We start from the raw sequence: 20,001 nt of genomic DNA on the forward strand, positions 1-20,001 counted from the left end.
TAGGTCATGAACCTTGCCGAAGACATCTGGCTGCGCGGTCAAGCCGCGCAGCGTTCCTTTCTCGAACTGTCCGCCTATAACGCCGCGTTCCTGAGCAATGCGACCGTGCAGGCCATCGAACTGGGGCTGACGGCGCCCTCGACCTTCTGGTCGGCCATAGGTCGTGTCGGCCGCGCCGATCTCGCGTCCGAAACATCCGATCCCTCACCTGTCGCGACGGTTGTGCAGTTGCATGAGGCCCCGGCGCCCGTAGCCGAGACGCCCGAGGTCGTGGAAGAGGCCCTTGGCCCAAGCCCGCACCTGCTGGACGGGCCACGCGGCGGTGCGGCTGACGACCTGACCGAGTTGAAGGGTGTCGGCGCCAAGCTGGCCGAGGCGTTGAACGAGTTCGGCATTTTCCATTTCGACCAGATTGCCACCCTGGACGAGGACGGCGTGGCGTGGCTGAACGATCAACAGCCGGGCTTCAAGATGACCTGCGCCCGCTATGACCTGATCGCGCAGGCGCAGGCGCGGACGGCCTGAGGTGCAAAGGATCGTACAGGCGCGGGGATTGCTCCGCGCTTGTCGGCACGCTAGGTCGTGGCCCGAAGGACCGCGAGACCACTGCCCATGCCCGCACGATCGAAAACCACCGTCATGGACCGGGACCGCCGGCTTGCCCGGCAGGGACGGCGCGCGGCGCTGGTGATCGCGGCGACCATGCTGCTGTGGATGGGCGGACAATACATCGGCGGGCAGATGGGCTGGCCGCTGCGCTATGCCTTCCTGATGGATCTTGCGGCGATTGCCGCACTGGTATGGGCGCTTGTTGTGACGTATTGGGTATGGAAAGCGCGCCGGTCCGATCCCGACAGGGGGTAGGCCGGAGGACACCGGGGCCTGACCGGACCAAGGCCCGCGCGACGGACAAGAGCGAACGGAAAGCTGGATATGCTGCAGGACAAAGACCGGATCTTCACCAATATCTACGGCATGCACGAGCGCACCCTTGCCGGGGCGCAAAAGCGCGGCCATTGGGATGGCACCAAGGACTTGATCGGCCTTGGCCGTGACAAGATCATCGAGATCATGAAGGCCAGCGGCTTGCGCGGCCGGGGCGGCGCGGGCTTCCCGACCGGTCTCAAGTGGTCCTTCATGCCCAAGGAATCCGACGGTCGGCCCAGCTACCTCGTGGTCAATGCCGACGAATCCGAGCCGGGCACCTGCAAGGACCGCGAGATCATGCGCAATGATCCGCATGCGCTGATCGAGGGCTGCCTGATCGCGTCTTTCGCGATGCAGGCCCATGCCTGCTACATCTACATCCGCGGTGAATACATCCGCGAGCGCGAGGCGCTTCAGGCCGCCATCGACGAGGCCTATGACGCGGGCCTGCTGGGCAAGAACGCCGCGAATTCCGGCTGGGATTTCGACCTCTACCTGCATCACGGTGCGGGCGCCTATATCTGCGGCGAGGAAACCGCGCTGCTCGAATCGCTCGAAGGGCGCAAGGGCATGCCGCGCATGAAGCCGCCGTTTCCGGCGGGGGCGGGGCTTTATGGCTGCCCGACCACGGTGAACAACGTCGAATCGATTGCCGTCGTGCCGACGATCCTGCGCCGGGGCGCGGAATGGTTCGCGGGCTTTGGCCGCCCCAACAACGCGGGCACCAAGCTGTTCGCGATCTCGGGCCATGTGAACAACCCCTGCGTCGTTGAAGAGGCGATGTCGATCACCTTCGAAGAACTGATCGACCGGCATTGCGGCGGGATTCGCGGCGGGTGGGACAACCTCAAGGCGGTGATCCCGGGCGGCTCGTCGGTGCCTTGCGTGCGCGGCGAGAACATGCGCGACGCGATCATGGATTTCGACTACCTGCGCGGCGAGTTGCAGTCGGGCCTTGGCACGGCGGCGGTCATCGTGATGGACAAGCAGACCGACATCATCAAGGCGATCTGGCGCCTGTCGAAATTCTACAAGCACGAAAGCTGCGGCCAGTGCACGCCCTGTCGCGAAGGCACGGGCTGGATGATGCGCGTGATGGATCGCCTGGTGCGCGGCGAGGCGCGGGTCGAGGAAATCGACATGCTCTTCGAGGTGACCAAGCAGGTCGAGGGCCACACGATCTGCGCGCTCGGCGATGCGGCGGCCTGGCCGATCCAGGGCCTGATCCGCAATTTCCGCGACGAGATCGAGGATCGGATCCGCACGCGCCGGGACGGCACGGTCCAGGTCGCCGCCGAGTGATCCGGTGAGGGCTGCTGCCCTGATCGCGATGGCGTTGCCGAGCGCAGGGGCGGCCCTGCCGGCTGGCTACCGATACGGGGCGACGGCTCAAAACCCGTTCAACGAATGAAAAGACGTCGGAGGAAGGTCATGTCGTCAGTGCTTCGCATCGGTTTGGTCTTTTGCCTCGCCGTGCCCTTGGCGGGCTGCGGGATCGGCCAGCGGGTTTCGAACTTCGTTGGCGGGACAGGCTCGAACCAATCGGTCGACCTGCCTTTTGCCGCGTCGCTGAGAACCGGCGAGACGCCGCGCGATTTCACCGTCACCGCCCGCGCACCGGGCGCCTCTCTGGCCGAAGCGCGCGAAAGCCTGCGTTATCCGGCCACGTCGCACTGCGTGGACCGCTACGGCAATTCCGAGATCGATTGGGTGATTGACCCGGCAACCGGCGACTGGGCGGTCAGCCGCCTTGAAAACGGTGACCTGGTCGTGACCGGCCGCTGCGCCCGTATCTGACGCCCCTGCAGTCTGCCGCGGCATTCGCGCCACAGCTTTCGCGCAATGCTGGCTGTCGCGTGCCCCCGCGCGTTGCCGATTTGTCAGCGTTTCCCTATGGTTGGCCCACAAAAAGAGGCTCGGCGCGGGGGCAAGCTCGACAGCGCCGACACGAGGCTGAATCGAGGGCAGGTAACATGGTTCGTTTTTACTGGTACGGGCTCACCTTCATCTATTTGTCGTGCTGCGTCACGGGCATGATTCTCGGCTATGGCTGGGGCGTGGGCGGATCGATCCTCGGGATCGTGATGGGTGCGATGCTGGCCGCCGCGGTCGCGCTGATTCTGAATTCCCCCGAGCGGATGGAGGCGGCCGTCTATGGGCTTCTCTCCATCGCGGTCGTGATTACGCTGGTCTGGCTGATCGTCACCTTCTGGGGAGTGCGGCTCTGAGCACCGCGCAGCCGCTGGCGGCGAAATCGCGCCCAGTGGGGCGCTCACTTCATCGTGTCATTGAATAACAAGGCCGACCGCGTCCAGATCGACCGCGGAAACGGGGCTTTTCCCGAGTTAAGGCGAACGAATGAAGACGGAAATGAAGATCATGATGGCCTGCGCCCTTGCGGTGGTGACGGGCCTCTTCACGACGATCGGGCATGCCCAGGAGGATCGCTGGCAGGTCCTGCGCGATGATCCGACGCTGCGCAGCGGCCTGACCGTGTTTGCCGTGGGGCGCCGGATCGACCGGCGCTGCGATGATATCTCGGCCCGCCCGATCCGGGCCTATGCCTTTCTTCAAGGCCTTGTGAATCATGCCGAGGGCCTTGGTTTCACCCGCGACGAAATCGAGGATTACGTCGAGGACGAGGACGAACAGGACCGCTATACCGAGATCGCCCGCGCCTATTTCGCCGAACGCGGCGTGGACTGGCGCGACAATGACGGGATCTGCCGTGTCGGGCGCGACGAAATTTCTTCGGGTTCGCAGATTGGCAGACTGCTCCGAGGCGGTTAGAAGGCGGTCTATCGTGGCATACCGTCGGCGGGACAGGACCAGACCACCCGCCCGGCGGTCCAGGAAGGGACCTACCCCATGAGCGACCTGCGCAAGATCATCATCGACGACCGCGAGATCGAGGTCGATCCGGCCATGACCCTGATTCAGGCCTGTGAAGAGGCCGGGATCGAGATTCCCCGCTTCTGCTATCACGAGCGCCTGTCGATTGCTGGCAACTGCCGCATGTGCCTTGTCGAGGTGGTCGGCGGCCCGCCCAAGCCCGCCGCGTCCTGCGCCATGCAGGTGCGTGACCTGCGCCCCGGGCCCGAAGGCCAGCCGCCCGTCGTCAAGACGAACTCGCCCATGGTGAAGAAGGCGCGCGAAGGGGTGATGGAGTTCCTGCTCATCAACCATCCGCTGGATTGCCCGATCTGCGACCAGGGCGGAGAGTGCGATCTACAGGACCAGGCCATGGCCTATGGCGTTGATTTCAGTCGCTACCGCGAGCCCAAGCGCGCCACCGAGGATCTGGACCTCGGGCCGCTTGTCGAAACCCACATGACGCGCTGCATCTCCTGCACGCGCTGCGTCCGCTTCACCACCGAGGTCGCGGGCATCACCCAGATGGGCCAGACCGGTCGCGGCGAAGATGCCGAGATCACCAGCTACCTGGGCCAGACGCTGGACAGCGAATTGCAGGGCAACATCGTTGACCTGTGCCCGGTCGGCGCGCTGACGAACAAGCCCTACGCGTTCACCGCGCGGCCTTGGGAACTGACCAAGACCGAAACCATCGACGTGATGGACGCGCTCGGGTCGAACATCCGCGTCGACACCAAGGGCCGCGAGGTCATGCGCATCCTGCCCCGCAACAATGACGGGGTGAACGAGGAATGGCTGGCCGACCGCTCGCGCTATGTCTGGGACGGGTTGCGCCGCCAGCGCCTCGACCGCCCCTATATCCGCGAGAACGGCAAACTGCGCCCGGCCAGCTGGCCCGAGGCCCTGTCGGCCGCCGCGGACGCGATGCGCGGTGCCAGCAAGTTGGCGGGCTTGGTCGGGGATCTGGCCCCGGTCGAGGCGGCGTTCAGCCTCAAGAAGCTGATCGAAGGCCAGGGCGGCAATGTCGAATGCCGCACCGATGGGGCGAAACTGCCTGCCGGGAACCGCTCGGGCTATGTCGGGACGGCGGCGATTGAGGATATCGACAGCGCCAAGGCCGTGATGCTGATCGGCACCAACCCGCGCGTCGAGGCCCCGGTTCTGAACGCCCGTATTCGCAAGGCATGGTTGGCCGGCGCCTCGGTCGGCCTGATCGGCCCGGCGGTGGACCTGACCTATGACTACGACCATCTCGGGACCGACCGCGCCGCGCTGGAAAGCCTTATGGGCGGGTCGCATGGCGACGAGATTCGCGAAAAGCCGTCCATCGTGATCGTCGGCCAGGGCGCGCTGCGCGAGGCCGATGGCGAGGCGGTTCTCGCCGCCGCGATGAAACTGGCCGAGGAGACCGGCTCGGGCCTGCTGATCCTGCACACCGCCGCCGGGCGCGTCGGGGCCATGGATGTCGATGCCGTGACCGAGGGCGGGATGTCCGCCGCGACCGACGGGGCCGACGTGATCTACAACATGGGCGCGGACGAGATCGACATCGATCCGGGCGCCTTCGTGATCTACCAGGGCAGCCATGGCGATCGCGGGGCGCATCGCGCCGACGTGATTCTGCCTGCCGCCGCCTACCCGGAAGAGGCGGGGCTGTTCGTGAACACCGAAGGCCGCCCGCAGCTGGCCTTCCGCGCCAGTTTCCCGCCGGGCGAGGCCAAGGAGAACTGGGCCATCCTGCGCGCCCTTTCGGCCGAGGTCGGCAAGACGCTGCCGTGGAATACGCTGGCGCAACTCCGCCGCGAGCTGGTCGCGGACGTGCCCTACCTCGAACTGGTCGATGAAGTGATCGAGAACGAGTGGCTTCCGCTTCCGGCCAAGCCGCTTGGCAAGGCGGATTTCGTCCTCGCGATCAGCGACCATTACCTGGTAAATCCGATCGCACGGGCCTCGACCGTCATGGCCGAGTTGAGCGCCAACGCCAAGGCCCGCGCCAACGCGCCGATGGCGGCGGAGTAACCGGTCTTGAGCAAGACGACCGGGTTCGTGGCCTCGGCGGCGTTGGCCGCCGTACTGGCCTTGGCTGCGTGCCAGCCGGAAGGGCCGGAACCCGGCACGCAGCCGCCTGCGACCTATGACGGGGTCGAGACGCGGCTTCTGGATGACGATCTGGTGAATTTCAGGGTGCAAATGACAGGTGTGGCAACGCGGGATGACCTCAGCGCCTATGCCCGATGCGCCGCTGCGCAATACACTTTGATCCGGGGTTTTGGATTCGCGCGACATCTGCGCACAAATGTGTACGAAGAGGGTGGCGTTTGGGTCGCAGATGCGGTTTACACCGTTTCGCCGGCGCTCCCGCGAGGGTTGCAGACACTGGACGCCGAGATCGTGGCGGCCGACTGCGCCGAGCTTGGCATACCGACGGTTTGAGGACGACCAATGGACGGCTTCTTTTCGACGACACCGGGCCTGATCCTGATCATGGCGGCGCAAAGCCTCTTGGTGGTCGGGTTCGTGATGATCTCGCTGTTGTTCCTTGTTTACGGCGACCGCAAGATCTGGGCTGCCGTCCAGATGCGCCGGGGCCCGAACGTGGTGGGCGCGTTCGGCCTGTTGCAGACGGTGGCCGACGCCCTGAAATACGTGGTGAAAGAGGTCGTGGTGCCCGCGGGTGCCGACCGGCCCGTCTTCATCCTCGCGCCGATCACCAGTTTCGTACTGGCGCTGATCGCCTGGGCGGTGATTCCGTTCAACGACACCTGGGTTCTGGCCGATATTAATGTCGCCATCCTCTATGTCTTCGCCGTTTCCTCGCTGGAGGTGTATGGCGTCATCATGGGGGGCTGGGCGTCGAACTCGAAATATCCGTTCCTCGGCTCGCTGCGCTCGGCCGCGCAGATGATTTCCTACGAGGTGTCGATCGGCCTGATCATAATCGGGGTGATCATCTCCACGGGCTCGATGAATTTCGGTGACATCGTGCGCGCGCAGGACGGGGATTTCGGCCTGTTCAACTGGTACTGGCTGCCGCACCTGCCGATGGTGTTCCTGTTCTTCATCTCGGCGCTGGCCGAGACCAACCGCCCGCCCTTCGACCTGCCCGAGGCGGAATCGGAGCTGGTCGCGGGCTACCAGGTGGAATACTCCTCGACGCCGTTCCTGCTGTTCATGGCGGGCGAATACATCGCCATCTTCCTGATGTGCGCGCTGATCACGCTGCTGTTCTTCGGCGGCTGGCTGTCGCCCATCCCCTTCATTCCCGACAGCCCGTTGTGGATGGTGGCGAAGATGGCCTTCTTCTTCTTCCTCTTCGCGATGGTGAAGGCGATCGTGCCGCGCTACCGCTATGACCAGCTGATGCGGCTGGGTTGGAAAGTGTTCCTGCCCTTCTCGCTGGTGTGGGTGGTGCTGGTGGCCTTTGCCGCGAAATTCGAGATGTTCGGCGGCGCCTATGCCCGCTGGATGGTGGGGGGCTGACATGACCCAGATCGACTATACCCGCGCCGCGAAATACTTCCTTCTGGCCGATTTCTTCAAAGGCATGAAGCTGGGCCTGAAGTATTTCTTCGCGCCCAAGGTCACGCTGAACTACCCGCATGAAAAGGGGCCGCTTTCCCCTCGTTTCCGCGGAGAGCACGCCCTGCGCCGCTACCCGAATGGCGAGGAACGCTGCATCGCCTGCAAGCTGTGCGAGGCCGTGTGCCCCGCGCAGGCGATCACCATCGATGCCGAACCGCGCGACGACGGCAGCCGCCGCACGACGCGCTACGACATCGACATGACCAAGTGCATCTATTGCGGCTTCTGCCAGGAGGCCTGCCCGGTCGATGCCATCGTCGAAGGGCCGAATTTCGAGTTCGCCACCGAAACCCGCGAAGAGCTGTTCTACGACAAGGCCAAGCTTCTGGAGAACGGGGAGCGCTGGGAAGCCGAGATCGCCCGCAACCTTGAAATGGATGCGCCCTACCGATGACATCCGACAAGCCCACAAACCCGTTCGAAGCGATGATGCGCCAGTCCCAGGAAATGGCCGAGACCTGGGTCAAGGCCGTGAACCCGGCGCTGGCCAACATGAGCCCGCTCAGCTTTGACAAGGCCTGGCCGACCGTGCCCGCCGACATGCTGGAAATGTTCATGGGCAAGCAGTTCAACCCGCAGGGGCTGGACGCCAAGACGCGCCTGTTGCTGACCCTGATGGGCCTGACGATCCAGGGCGCGCAGGCCGAGGCGCAGGTGCGTCTGACCGTGCGCCACGCGATCGAGGCCGGGGCGACCAGCCAGGAAGTCGCGGAAACCATCGCGATGGCCGCGCTGTTCGGCGGTGTTCCGGCGATGAACAAGGCGATGGACCTCGCGAAAGAGGTCATCGACGGAGAGAAGGAGTGACTGGGCGATGAACGTTGCTGATATCACCTTCTATGTCTACTCGATCACGATCATCGTGGCGGGCCTGTTGACGGTCACGTCGCGCAGCCCCGTGCATTCGGTGCTGTGGCTGATCCTGTGCTTCATCAGCGCGGCGACCATGTTCATCCTGCTTGGTGCCGAGTTCGTCGCGATGCTGCTGGTGATCGTCTATATCGGCGCGGTCGCGGTGCTGTTCCTGTTCGTGGTCATGATGCTGGATGTCGACTTTGCCCAGCTTCGGGCGGAGATGTCGAAATACCTGCCGATCGCCTTGCTGATCGGTGTGGTTTTGCTGATGCAGCTGGTGCTGGCCTATGGCACCTGGACCTATTCCGAGGGGATGGAAGCCCGGCTGGTCAACCCGACCCCGGCACCTGACGAGATCCATAACACGCAGGCAATCGGCGCGCTGCTCTATGACCGCTACATGCTGCCGTTCCAGCTTTCGGGGCTGGTGCTGCTGGTGGCGATGATCGGCGCCATCGTGCTGACGCTGCGCCACCGCGCCGACGTCAAGCGCCAGAACGTGCTGGCGCAGATGTACCGCGACCCGGCCAAGGCGATGGAACTGAAGGACGTGAAACCGGGGCAGGGCCTGTAGGGCGCATCCCCAGAGAACATGCGAAGACCACGAGCGAACGTGGCATGTGTGGATTGACGGTGCGGGGCAGGGGCCTCGCGGAGGGACGACATGACGATTGGTCTTGAACACTACCTGACGGTGGCCGCGGCGTTGTTCGTCATCGGCATCTTTGGCCTCTTCCTGAACCGGAAGAACGTCATCATCATCCTGATGTCGATCGAATTGATACTGCTTTCGGTCAACATCAACCTCGTCGCCTTTTCGCACTACCTGGGCGATCTGACGGGGCAGATCTTCACACTGTTCATCCTGACCGTGGCCGCGGCCGAGGCCGCGATCGGCCTTGCGATCCTCGTGTGTTTCTTCCGGAACCACGGCGACATCGCGGTCGAAGACGTCTCGAACATGAAGGGCTGACCAGATGGAAACGATCCTGCTATTCGCGCCCCTGGTCGGCGCCCTGATCTGCGGCTTCACCTGGCGGATGATCGGCGAACAGGCGGCCTGCGTCACGGCGACGGCGCTGCTGTTTCTGTCCTGCGTGCTGAGCTGGGTGGTCTTCCTCGGCTTCGACGGCGAGACCACGACGCGCAGCCTGTTCACCTGGATCGAAAGCGGCAGCTTCTTTGCCGACTGGGGCATCCGGGTCGACCGCCTGACGACCATCATGCTGATCGTGGTGACGACGGTTTCGGCGCTCGTGCACCTGTATTCCTTCGGCTACATGGCCCATGACGACAACTTCAAGGAAGGCGAAAGCTACAAGCCGCGCTTCTTCGCCTACCTGTCGTTCTTCACCTTCACCATGCTGATGCTGGTGACCGCCGACAACCTGCTGCAACTCTTCTTCGGCTGGGAAGGTGTGGGCGTCGCCTCCTACCTTCTGATCGGGTTCTATTACCGCAAACCGTCGGCAGGGGCCGCCGCGATGAAGGCCTTCATCGTCAACCGTGTGGGCGATTTCGGCTTCCTGCTGGGGATCTTCGCGATCTTCTGGATGGCGGATTCGATCCAGTTCGACGTGATCCTGCCCATGGGTGCGGAATTCGCCGAGATGACGATCAATTTCCTCGGGATGGAACTGGATGCGGCGAACACCATCGCCTTCCTGCTGTTCATCGGGGCGATGGGCAAATCGGCGCAACTGCTGCTGCACACCTGGCTGCCGGACGCGATGGAAGGCCCGACGCCCGTGTCGGCCCTGATCCACGCGGCCACCATGGTGACGGCGGGCGTGTTCCTTGTCTGCCGCATGTCGCCGATCATGGAATATGCGCCGGTCGCCACGAATTTCGTCGTGATCCTTGGCGCGATCACCGCCTTCTTCGCAGCGACGGTGGGCCTGGTTCAAAACGACATCAAGCGCGTCATCGCCTATTCGACCTGTTCACAGCTGGGCTACATGTTCGTGGCTGCTGGCGTCGGCGTCTACTCGGTCGCGATGTTCCACCTGCTGACGCATGCTTTCTTCAAGGCGATGCTATTCCTCGGGGCCGGTTCGGTCATCCACGGAATGCATCACGAGCAGGATATGCGGAACTACGGCGGGCTGCGGAAGAAGCTGCCCTACACGTTCTACGCGATGCTGATCGGCACATTGGCCATCACCGGTGTCGGCATCCCGCTGACCGGGTGGATCGGCTTTGCCGGCTTCGCCTCCAAGGATGCGGTCATCGAAAGCGCCTTTGCCTTTGGCGGCGATATCGGCCAGTTCGCCTTCTGGTCGCTGGTCATCGCGGCGCTGTTCACCAGTTTCTACAGCTGGCGTCTGATGTTCCTGACGTTCTGGGGGGAGCCGCGCGGGAACAAGCACACCCATGACCACGCCCATGAAAGCCCCAAGGTCATGCTGATCCCGCTGGGGGTTCTGGCCATCGGGGCCGTGTTCTCGGGGATGGTCTGGTACAACTCCTTCTTCGGGCACACCAACGATGTCGCCCGGTTCTTCGGCGTGCCCTATGCCGAGGAGGGCGAGCATGGCGACGAGGCCCATGCCGAGGAAGACACGCACACCGCCGCCGACGAAGCCCATGGCGAGGACGCCGTCGCGATGGACGAGGCCCACGGGGCCGAGGGTGGCTATGGTGAGACGCATCACTACGTCTTCACCGGCGCACCGGGCGAGGGGGCGATCCACCACGCCCCGGACAACCATGTGCTCAATGACGCCCACGAAGTGCCGAAATGGGTCAAGGTCTCGCCCTTCGTCGCCATGCTGCTTGGCTTCGCGACGGCCTTCCTGTTCTACATCGTCAACCCGTCGCTGCCGCGCCGCCTGGCACAGAGCCAGCGCCCGCTCTACCAGTTCCTGCTGAACAAGTGGTATTTCGACGAGATCTACGACTTCCTCTTCGTCCGGCCCGCCCGCGCGCTTGGGCGCTTGTTGTGGAAGGGCGGGGACGGCAAGATCATCGATGGCGGCATCAACGGGCTTGCGATGGGGGTCATCCCCTTCTTCACCCGGCTCGCGGGCCGCGCGCAGTCCGGTTACATCTTTCACTACGCCTTCGCGATGGTGATGGGGATCGTGGTGCTGGTCACCTGGGTCACCCTTTCGGTCGGAGGCTGAGGTCGGATCCATGGACAATCTTCTCTCCATCGTCACCTTCCTCCCGCTCGTCGCGGCGCTGATCCTTGCCGTGTTCCTGCGCGGAGAGGACGAGGCCGCGCAGTTGAACGCCAAGCGCCTGGCGCTGGCCGCGACCACGGCGACCTTCATCACCTCGATCTTCATCCTGGTGCAGTTCGATGCTTCGAACACCGGCTTCCAACTGGTCGAGGAAACCGAGTGGATGTTCGGCCTGACCTACAAGGTCGGGGTCGATGGCATCTCGGTCCTGTTCGTGATGCTGACGACCTTCCTGATGCCGCTGACCATCGCGGCCTGCTGGGGCGTGACGCATCGCGTGAAGGAATACATGATCTCCATGCTGGTGCTCGAAACGCTGATGCTCGGCGTGTTCGTGGCACTGGACCTTGTGCTGTTCTACCTGTTCTTCGAGGCCGGCCTGATCCCCATGTTCCTGATCATCGGGATCTGGGGCGGCAAGGACCGCATCTACGCGGCCTTCAAGTTCTTCCTCTACACCTTCCTCGGCTCGGTCCTGATGCTGGTCGCGATGATCGCGATGTATGTGGATGCGGGCACGACCGATATCCCGAGCTTGCTGAACCACCAGTTCAACGCGGGCCCGATCACGGTGATGGGCTGGCAGGTGGCCGGCGGTGTGCAGACACTGCTTTGGGTGGCCTTCTTCGCCAGCTTCGCGGTCAAGATGCCGATGTGGCCGGTGCACACCTGGTTGCCGGACGCCCACGTGCAGGCGCCGACGGCGGGCTCGGTCGTGCTGGCCGCGATCCTGCTGAAGATGGGGGGCTATGGCTTCCTGCGCTTCAGCCTGCCGATGTTCCCCGTCGCCTCGGACCTGATGGCGCCCTTCGTTCTGTGGCTGTCGGTCATCGCCATCGTCTACACCTCGCTTGTCGCGATGGTGCAGGAGGACATGAAGAAGCTGATCGCCTATTCGTCGGTCGCCCATATGGGCTATGTCACGATGGGGATCTTCGCGGCCAACCAGCAGGGCGTGGACGGCGCGATCTTCCAGATGATCAGCCACGGTTTCGTTTCGGGTGCGCTGTTCCTGTGCGTCGGCGTGATCTACGACCGGATGCACACGCGCGAGATCGACGCCTATGGCGGGCTTGCCGTGCGGATGCCGGCCTATGCGCTGATCTTCATGCTCTTCACCATGGCCAATGTCGGCCTGCCGGGCACCTCGGGCTTCGTCGGTGAATTCCTGACGCTGATGGGTGTGTTCCAGGTCAACACCTGGGTGGGCCTGATCGCCACGACCGGCGTGATCCTGTCGGCAGCCTATGCGCTCTGGCTCTATCGCCGGGTGGTCTTTGGCGACCTGATCAAGGAAAGCCTGAAGTCGATCACCGACATGACCCGCCGGGAGAAGGCGATCTTTGCGCCGCTCGTGGTCATGACGCTCCTGCTCGGCGTGTATCCCAGCCTTGTCACCGACATCATCGGACCGTCGGTCGAGGCGCTCCTGACGCAATACGACATCGCGGTGGCCAACCACGTCCCCGGCACGCATGTCGCCGCCAACCACTGAGGTGATCCGATGATCGGTGCCGATCTCTCCATCCTGATCCCCGAAATCGTCCTGTCGCTTTACGCGATGGGGGCCATGATGCTGGCGGTCTACACGTCGAAGGACGCGATGGCACCGGCCCTGACCTGGGCCACGGCGCTGGTCCTGGCGATCATGGGCTTCTACATCGCCGTGACCGGGGGCGGGGAGAACCCGGCCTTCGACGGCATGTTCGTCGATGACGCCTTCTCTCGCTTTGCCAAGGTCACGATCCTGTTCGCCGCGGCAGCCGTGCTGCTGATTGGCCTCGACTACATGGTCAAACACGACCTGCTGCGTTTCGAATACCCGATCCTGATGGTTCTGGCCGTCGTGGGCATGATGGTGATGGTCTCGGCGGGCGACCTGATCACGCTTTACATGGGGCTCGAGCTGCAATCGCTGGCCCTTTACGTGGTGGCCGCCGTGCGCCGCGACAGCGTGCGGTCGACCGAAGCGGGCCTGAAGTATTTCGTCCTAGGCGCGCTGTCCTCGGGCCTGTTCCTGTATGGCGCATCGCTCACCTATGGCTACGCGGGCACCACGGCCTTCGAGGGCATCATTGCAGCGGCATCGGGCGACGACATCTCGCTTGGGCTTCTGTTCGGTCTGGTCTTCGTGATCTCGGCGCTGGCCTTCAAGGTGTCGGCCGCCCCGTTCCACATGTGGACGCCGGACGTGTACGAAGGCTCCCCCACGGCGATCACGGCGCTGTTCTCGACCGCGCCGAAGGTGGCGGCCATGGCGCTCTTTGCCCGCGTCGTGCATGACGCCTTCGGTGGGGTGGTCGATCAATGGCAGCAGATCGTGGCCTTCCTTGCCGTGCTGTCGATGTTCCTGGGCGCCATCGCCGCCATCGGGCAGACGGATATCAAGCGCCTGATGGCCTACTCCTCGATCTCGCACATGGGCTTTGCATTGATGGGCCTTGCGGCCGGCACTGCGCAGGGTGTCGAGGCGATGCTGATCTACATGGCGATCTACGTGACCATGAACATGGGCACCTTCGCTTTCATCATGACGATGGGCAAGGACGGGCGCTCGGTGACGCAAATCAGTGCGCTGTCGAGTTTCGCCAGCCGCGAACCGGCCAAGGCGCTGGCGCTTCTGGTCTTGATGTTCAGCCTTGCAGGCGTGCCGCCGCTGGTCGGGTTCTTCGGCAAATACGCCGTGCTTCTGGCCGCGATCGAGGCCGACATGGCGTGGCTTGCGATTGCCGGTGTGATCGCGTCGGTGATCGGCGCCTATTACTACCTGCGGATCGTCTACCTGATGTATTTCGGCGAAACCCGCGAGGATATCGACGGCAAGATGAGCCTCGTTCCCTATGTCGCGCTCGTCGCGTGCGCGGCCATCATCGGGCTGGCTTGGCTTCCGGGGATCAACCTGTTCGGTCTGGAAGCCAGCGCAGCGCAGGCTGCCGAAATCCTGCTGCGCTGAATGACCTTGGCCTGGCCCGAAGGCGTCGGGCGCCATGTCCTGCCCAGCACCGACAGCACCATGGCCGAGGCCGCCCGGCGCGCGCCCTCGGCGCTTGGCCCCGAATGGGTGCTTGCGTTTGAACAGACTGCAGGGCGCGGTCGCCGGGGCCGGGCGTGGTCCATGCCCGCGGGCAATTTCGCCGCGTCGCTGATCCTGCATCCCAAGGAACCGCCGCAACAGGTGGCCCTGCGCAGTTTCGTGGCGGCTCTGGCCTTGCATGATGCACTGGTCGCGCTTGGGGTGCCCGCAACTGATCTGGCGCTGAAATGGCCGAACGACGTGCTGCTCAAAGGCGGCAAGCTGGCGGGCATCCTGCTGGAAAGCCTGGGCGATGGGCGCGGGGGGCTGGCGCATCTGGTGATCGGGATCGGCGTGAACCTGGCCGCCGCACCCGAGCCATCGGCGCTGGAAGCGACGGCTGTTGCACCGGTCAGCCTTGCCGCCGATGCCGGGGTGCAGGTCGGCCCCGAGGACGTCCTGAACGCCCTGGCGCCGGCTTATGCCGATCTGGAGGCGCAGTTCACGACCTACGGCTTCGCGCCGATCCGCAATGCGTGGCTCTCGAAGGCCGCGCGTTTGGGCGAGGTCATAACTGCGCGGCTGCCGACCGACGAGATCACCGGCACCTTCACCGACGTGGACATGGACGGCAATCTCGTGTTGGAAACGCTGAAAGGCCGGCGGACCATCGCGGCGGCGGACATCTTTTTCTGACCCGGGCAACGGAGGGCGCGGCCCATGCTTCTGTGCATCGATTGCGGCAACACCAATACCGTCTTCTCCGTCTGGGACGGCGAGCGGTTCCTGTGCACGCTGCGCACCGCGACAGACCATCAGCGGACAGCCGACCAGTATTACGTCTGGTTCTCGACCCTGATGGAGCACAACAAGCTCGATATCGACATCACCGAAGTCATCCTGTCTTCGACCGTGCCGCGTGTCGTGTTCAACCTGCGCGTTCTCTGCGACCGCTATTTCGATACGCGCCCGCTGGTCGTCGGCAAGCCGGACTGCCTGTTGCCGCACCCCCCGCGCGTGGACGAGGGCACGCAGGTGGGTCCTGACCGTCTGGTCAACACCGCCGGGGCCTACGACCGCCATGGCGGAGACCTGATCGTGGTCGATTTCGGCACCGCCACCACCTTCGACGTGGTCGACCATGACGGGGCCTATATCGGTGGCGTGATCGCGCCGGGCGTGAACCTCAGCCTCGAAGCGCTGCACCATGCCGCCGCCGCCCTGCCGCATGTGGACGTGACGAAACCGCAGCGTGTCGTCGGCACGAACACCGTGGCCTGCATGCAATCGGGCGTGTTCTGGGGCTATGTCGGGCTGGTGCGCGGCATTTGCGACCGCATCCGCGAAGAGGTGGAGCGCCCCATGCGCATCGTCGGCACCGGGGGGCTGGCCTCGTTGTTCTCGCAGGGCGATGTGCTATTTGACGATATCGAAGATGACCTGACCATGCATGGCCTGACGGTCATCCATCAATACAACAAGGATCACGCGCAGAAATGACCGATCGCAACAGGCTGATCTACCTCCCCCTCGGCGGCGCGGGGGAGATCGGGATGAATTGCTACGTCTACGGCTACGGGCCGCAGGGCGCAGAACGCTTGATCGTCGTCGATACGGGCGTGGCCTTTCCCGACATGGACGGACAGCCCGGTGTGGACCTGATCCTGCCCGATATCGACTGGCTGGCAGAACGTGCCGACCGGATCGAGGGGATCTTCATCACCCACGCTCACGAAGATCATGTCGGCGCGCTGGGGCATCTGTGGGGCCGTCTGCGCGCGCCGGTCTACGCGCGGAAATTCACTGCCATTCACGCCATGCGCAAGATGGAAGAGGCCGGCCACGACCCGTTGCAGGTGCATGTCACCGGCCCCTATCCCGCCGTGATCGAGGCCGGGCCGTTCAAGGTGCAGTTCGCGCCGGTCAGCCACTCGATCCCCGAAGCCTCGGCGCTGGTGATCGACACGCCCGAGGGGCGCGTGGTGCATTCGGGCGATTTCAAGATCGACCGCGACCCGGTGGTGGGCGAGCCCTACGACCCCGAGATGTGGGGCCAGATCGCCGCCGACGGTGTGCGCGCCTTCATCTGCGATTCGACCAACGTGTTTTCGCGTCATCCCGGTCGCTCGGAAAGCCAGTTGCCCGAACCGATCGGTGAGTTGGTGGCGAATGCCAAGGGCATGGTCGTGGCCACGACCTTTGCCTCGAACATCGCGCGGCTGAAGACGCTGGCCGATGCGGGCACGGCGAACGGGCGCACGATCTGTCTGCTGGGGCGCGCCATGAAGCGCATGGTCGCCGCCGGGGTCGAGTCGGGCGTCCTGACGGGCTTTCCCGCGACGGTCGGCCCCGAGGAAGCCAGCGAGATCCCGCGCGAGAACCTGATGCTGATCGTGACCGGGAGCCAGGGCGAGCGGCGCGCAGCCTCGGCCGCCCTGTCGCGCGGCAGCTACCTTGGGTTGGAACTCAAGGAAGGCGACACGTTCCTGTTCTCCTCCAAGACCATCCCAGGCAACGAGGTGGGCGTGGCCCGCATCCAGAATGCGCTCGCCGAAAAGGGCGTCGAGATCGTGGATGAAAGCGCGGGCTTCTACCATGTCTCGGGCCATGCGAACCGGCCCGACCTGGAGGCGATGCACGACATCCTGCGGCCGCAAATCCTGATCCCGAACCATGGCGAATTCCGGCATCTGCGCGAACATGCCCGGCTGGCCCTGTCGAAGGGGATGCAGGGTGTCGTCGCGGCCAACGGATCAATGGTGGAACTGTCGGGCAACGCCCCCCAGATCGTCGAGTATCACGAGGTCGGGCGAACCTATCTCGATGGCTCGGCCTTTGTCGGGGCGTTTGACGGTGTCATCCGTGATCGGATGAAGCTGGCGCTGAACGGCGTGGTCTTCGTCGCCCTGATTGTGGATGAGGATGACGAGATCCTCGAAGATTGCTGGGTCGCGTTGCGCGGCTTGCCCGAGGTCGGAAACACCGGGGCGGATCTGGCGGAGATGATCGAGGAGGACCTTGCGGCGCTCTTGCCCCGGCTCGACGCGAAGACCGTCGACGATGACGACAAGCTGGAAGAGGCGGTCAAGCGCGTCGTGCGCCAGGTCTGCATGAGCGAGATCGGTAAAAAGCCGGAGGTAACCGTTTTGACCAGCCGACTGATGGCCGGTTAAGCAGGCCACCCAAGGCGAAAAGAAAACGGCGGCCTCGCTCGGGCCGCCGTTTTCTTTTCGAGGATTGGTCTTGGCGTCTCAGGCCGCGTCTTCGTTCGACCCGTCAGCGTCGTCTGTCGGGGCGGTCTGCTCACCGGCTTCCTGCTCGGTGTCGGAGGCGGTTTTTGCCTCGTCCGATTGCGCCTCGACCGGGTCTGCCTTCTTGCGGCGGCGGCGCTTCGGTTTCGGGGCTTCCGCCTCGGCTTCCGGCGTCTCGGATGCGCTGTCTTCGTCCACGTCGGTTTCCGGCTCATCCTCGCGGGCCGGGCCGCCGCGCCGTTCGTCAAAGCTCAGCGCGATGAAATCCGGCATGTGATCGCCCATTCCGACGACCGTATTGCCGCGCCCGCCGCCCGAGGGCGCGCGGCCACGCCCGCCACGGCTGCGACCGCGCCCTTGCCCGTCATTGGTCGGCGCGTCAGTCTCCTGCGCCTCGGGGGTCGCGGTTGCCGGCGTCGCCTGATCGTCATCCGTGGATTTCGACCGGCGCGACCGGCTGCGGCGCTTGGGTTTGTCGTCTTCGGCGCCGGTGTCCCGATCATCGGATTTCGGACGGCGCGACGAGGTATCTTCCGGCGTCCAGGGCAGCTCGGCCCGCGGGATCGTCATTTCCGCCAGCGATTCGATGGCTGTGAGGTATTTTTCGTCCGACGGCACGGCCAGCGTGATCGCCACGCCCTTCAGGCCAGCGCGACCCGTCCGCCCGATGCGGTGGATGTAATCCTCGGCATGGCTGGGCACGTCGTAATTCACCACGTGGCTAACCGCCGGGATATCGAGGCCGCGCGCGGCCACGTCCGAGGCGACGAGGAATTGGATCGTCCCCTCACGGAACCCGTCCAGCGTGCGCATCCGGTGCGACTGGTCCAGATCGCCATGGATCGGCTCGGCATTCATGCCATGCTTTTTCAGCGACTTGGCGACGATATCCACATCGACCTTGCGGTTGCAGAAGATGATCGCGTTCTTGCAGGCCTCGCCCTCGGCCTTGATGGCGGCGCGCAGCATCTCGCGTTTTTGCTTGGCGGCCATGTCACGGCGGGTCGGTTTGAACTCCAGCAGGCGCTGCTCGATCGTGTCCGAGGTGGTGGCCTGACGCGCTACTTCGACCCGGGCGGGGTTCGACAGGAAGGTGTTGGTGATCCGCTCAATCTCGGGCGCCATGGTGGCCGAGAAGAACAGCGTCTGGCGGGTGAAGGGCACAAGGCCGAAGATCCGCTCGATATCGGGGATGAAGCCCATGTCGAGCATGCGGTCGGCCTCGTCCACCACCATGATCTGCACGCCGGTCAGCAGGAGCTTGCCGCGCTCGAAATGATCCAGCAGGCGGCCGGGCGTCGCGATCAGAACGTCCACGCCCTTGTCGATCAGCGCATCCTGTTCCTTGAAGCTGACGCCGCCGATCAGAAGCGCCTTGGTCAGTTTCACGTGCTTGGCATAGGTGTCGAAGTTTTCGGCGACCTGCGCGGCCAGTTCCCGCGTGGGGCAAAGCACAAGGCTGCGCGGCATTCGGGCGCGGGCGCGGCCACGGGCCAGCATGCAGATCATCGGCAGGGTGAAACTGGCGGTCTTGCCGGTGCCGGTCTGCGCGATCCCGAGAACGTCGCGCCCTTCCAGCGCGGCGGGGATGGCCCCTTCCTGGATCGGGGTGGGCTTTTCATAGCCCGCCTCTTCAACGGCCTTGAGTACTTTGGGATTCAGATTGAGGTCGGAAAACGTTGTCATATGCGTCCAATCATGCCGGGCGGTTCCGCGGCGTGGAAAACTGGAGCGCATGATATCCTGTCGCGCTCCGCGGCGAAGAACCCTGCGCGGACCGCAGGGAGTGGGCGCGACATAGGCGAAAACCGGGGCGCAGTCAAATTTATGAAGTTCGGGTCAGTCGGGAGGGGTATCCTCCAACAGGCCGGTGGCGCTCGCGCGCCCGTACGCCTCGGAAAAAAGGGATGCTGGCACAACGAGGTCGATGGCCCCGGATCGCCCGGTCAGCCGTGCCGTCAGTCCGGTTCTGGAGAAATGGCGCAGCATGTCGGGGCTGAGCGCGATCAGCCCCACCGGCCGATCCCGGCAATGGCCATGGCTGCAGGTCTGGCCAGTCATGCGCCGGAACGGGAGCTCGATGCCGCCCGCGAAGGCTTGCGAATATCGCAGGTAGTGGACGCCATCGCGGCGCTGCTGGATGACGAGCGCGATGTGGCGTTCACCCCCGCGGGTCGCGAAGATGATATGCCCCATCAGCACGTGATGTGCATCGCGCGAGATCATGGTCTGCTCGGTGAAAACGCCGGTGAGGCCCGTTTGCGGGGCATGCAGCGCGCCACCTCCCTCCGCCAAGGCCATGTCTGGCAGAGGG

Annotated in this window: 20 protein-coding genes and 1 pseudogene; 19 read left to right on the forward strand and 2 right to left on the reverse strand. The window is 64.3% G+C overall.

What is annotated here, in order from left to right; genetic code table 11:
• Window positions 1-6: 6 nt before the first annotated feature.
• The 19 genes from KUV65_RS13495 to KUV65_RS13585 all read left to right on the forward strand — a co-directional run bounded on the left by KUV65_RS13495 (window position 7) and on the right by KUV65_RS13585 (window position 17,609).
• Window positions 7-525: a hypothetical protein gene (locus tag KUV65_RS13495; protein WP_222191202.1), complete on the forward strand. Its 519-nt coding sequence runs from the start codon at window positions 7-9 to the stop codon at window positions 523-525.
• Window positions 526-612: 87 nt separating this feature from the next.
• A complete protein-coding gene (locus KUV65_RS13500) occupies window positions 613-864 on the forward strand; it encodes a DUF5337 domain-containing protein (RefSeq protein ID WP_222191203.1) in 252 nt (83 codons plus the stop codon).
• Window positions 865-933: 69 nt separating this feature from the next.
• Entirely contained in the window at window positions 934-2,229 is a 1,296-nt protein-coding gene (gene nuoF, locus KUV65_RS13505) for an NADH-quinone oxidoreductase subunit NuoF (RefSeq protein ID WP_222191204.1), read from the forward strand.
• Between the two features lie 129 nt (window positions 2,230-2,358).
• On the forward strand, window positions 2,359-2,724 hold the full coding sequence (locus KUV65_RS13510; RefSeq protein ID WP_222191205.1) for a hypothetical protein: 366 nt from the start codon (window positions 2,359-2,361) through the stop codon (window positions 2,722-2,724).
• A 176-nt stretch (window positions 2,725-2,900) separates the two neighbouring features.
• Window positions 2,901-3,155: a hypothetical protein gene (locus KUV65_RS13515; protein WP_222191206.1), complete on the forward strand. Its 255-nt coding sequence runs from the start codon at window positions 2,901-2,903 to the stop codon at window positions 3,153-3,155.
• 130 nt (window positions 3,156-3,285) lie between these two features.
• Window positions 3,286-3,717 carry a DUF5333 domain-containing protein gene (locus tag KUV65_RS13520; RefSeq protein WP_222191207.1) on the forward strand — a complete coding sequence of 144 codons (432 nt, stop codon included), beginning with the start codon at window positions 3,286-3,288 and terminating at the stop codon, window positions 3,715-3,717.
• Window positions 3,718-3,804: 87 nt separating this feature from the next.
• Window positions 3,805-5,820, forward strand: coding sequence for an NADH-quinone oxidoreductase subunit NuoG (gene nuoG / locus KUV65_RS13525; RefSeq protein WP_222191291.1), 2,016 nt, complete (start codon window positions 3,805-3,807; stop codon window positions 5,818-5,820).
• Between the two features lie 6 nt (window positions 5,821-5,826).
• The gene (locus KUV65_RS13530) at window positions 5,827-6,234 is read left to right on the forward strand and encodes a hypothetical protein (RefSeq protein ID WP_222191208.1); all 408 of its coding nucleotides are present in this window, start codon (window positions 5,827-5,829) and stop codon (window positions 6,232-6,234) included.
• A gap of 9 nt (window positions 6,235-6,243) precedes the next feature.
• The gene (nuoH, locus tag KUV65_RS13535; protein ID WP_222191209.1) at window positions 6,244-7,281 is read left to right on the forward strand and encodes an NADH-quinone oxidoreductase subunit NuoH; all 1,038 of its coding nucleotides are present in this window, start codon (window positions 6,244-6,246) and stop codon (window positions 7,279-7,281) included.
• Between the two features lie 64 nt (window positions 7,282-7,345).
• Complete coding sequence (gene nuoI, locus KUV65_RS13540) at window positions 7,346-7,777, forward strand: NADH-quinone oxidoreductase subunit NuoI (RefSeq protein ID WP_261331804.1); 432 nt, start codon at window positions 7,346-7,348, stop codon at window positions 7,775-7,777.
• Window positions 7,774-8,190 carry a carboxymuconolactone decarboxylase family protein gene (locus KUV65_RS13545; protein WP_222191211.1) on the forward strand — a complete coding sequence of 139 codons (417 nt, stop codon included), beginning with the start codon at window positions 7,774-7,776 and terminating at the stop codon, window positions 8,188-8,190. The genes nuoI and KUV65_RS13545 overlap by 4 nt, the downstream gene beginning before the upstream one ends.
• A 7-nt stretch (window positions 8,191-8,197) precedes the next feature.
• Entirely contained in the window at window positions 8,198-8,812 is a 615-nt protein-coding gene (locus tag KUV65_RS13550; protein WP_222191212.1) for an NADH-quinone oxidoreductase subunit J, read from the forward strand.
• Window positions 8,813-8,902: 90 nt separating this feature from the next.
• A complete protein-coding gene (nuoK, locus tag KUV65_RS13555; RefSeq protein ID WP_222191213.1) occupies window positions 8,903-9,211 on the forward strand; it encodes an NADH-quinone oxidoreductase subunit NuoK in 309 nt (102 codons plus the stop codon).
• A 4-nt stretch (window positions 9,212-9,215) separates the two neighbouring features.
• Window positions 9,216-11,363 carry an NADH-quinone oxidoreductase subunit L gene (nuoL, locus tag KUV65_RS13560; protein ID WP_222191214.1) on the forward strand — a complete coding sequence of 716 codons (2,148 nt, stop codon included), beginning with the start codon at window positions 9,216-9,218 and terminating at the stop codon, window positions 11,361-11,363.
• Between the two features lie 10 nt (window positions 11,364-11,373).
• Window positions 11,374-12,918 (forward strand): NADH-quinone oxidoreductase subunit M, encoded by a 1,545-nt coding sequence (locus tag KUV65_RS13565; protein WP_222191215.1) that lies wholly within the window; start codon window positions 11,374-11,376, stop codon window positions 12,916-12,918.
• Between the two features lie 9 nt (window positions 12,919-12,927).
• On the forward strand, window positions 12,928-14,376 hold the full coding sequence (gene nuoN, locus KUV65_RS13570; RefSeq protein ID WP_222191216.1) for an NADH-quinone oxidoreductase subunit NuoN: 1,449 nt from the start codon (window positions 12,928-12,930) through the stop codon (window positions 14,374-14,376).
• Window positions 14,377-15,132: a biotin--[acetyl-CoA-carboxylase] ligase gene (locus tag KUV65_RS13575; RefSeq protein ID WP_222191217.1), complete on the forward strand. Its 756-nt coding sequence runs from the start codon at window positions 14,377-14,379 to the stop codon at window positions 15,130-15,132.
• 24 nt (window positions 15,133-15,156) lie between these two features.
• Window positions 15,157-15,936, forward strand: a complete 780-nt coding sequence (locus KUV65_RS13580) for a type III pantothenate kinase (RefSeq protein WP_222191218.1) — start codon at window positions 15,157-15,159, stop codon at window positions 15,934-15,936.
• Entirely contained in the window at window positions 15,933-17,609 is a 1,677-nt protein-coding gene (locus KUV65_RS13585) for a ribonuclease J (RefSeq protein WP_222191219.1), read from the forward strand. Before KUV65_RS13580 ends, KUV65_RS13585 begins: the two co-directional genes overlap by 4 nt.
• A gap of 408 nt (window positions 17,610-18,017) precedes the next feature.
• On the opposite strand, the pseudogene KUV65_RS13590 reads toward KUV65_RS13585, so the two are convergent.
• Window positions 18,018-19,373: pseudogene (locus KUV65_RS13590) on the reverse strand (DEAD/DEAH box helicase); the annotation flags it as partial.
• 153 nt (window positions 19,374-19,526) lie between these two features.
• Window positions 19,527-19,988, reverse strand: coding sequence for a hypothetical protein (locus tag KUV65_RS13595; protein ID WP_222191221.1), 462 nt, complete (start codon window positions 19,986-19,988; stop codon window positions 19,527-19,529).
• Window positions 19,989-20,001: the final 13 nt, after the last annotated feature.

This window comes from Maritalea mobilis (assembly GCF_019800885.1).
GTDB classification, from domain to species: Bacteria; Pseudomonadota; Alphaproteobacteria; order Rhodobacterales; family Rhodobacteraceae; genus Roseibacterium; species Roseibacterium beibuensis.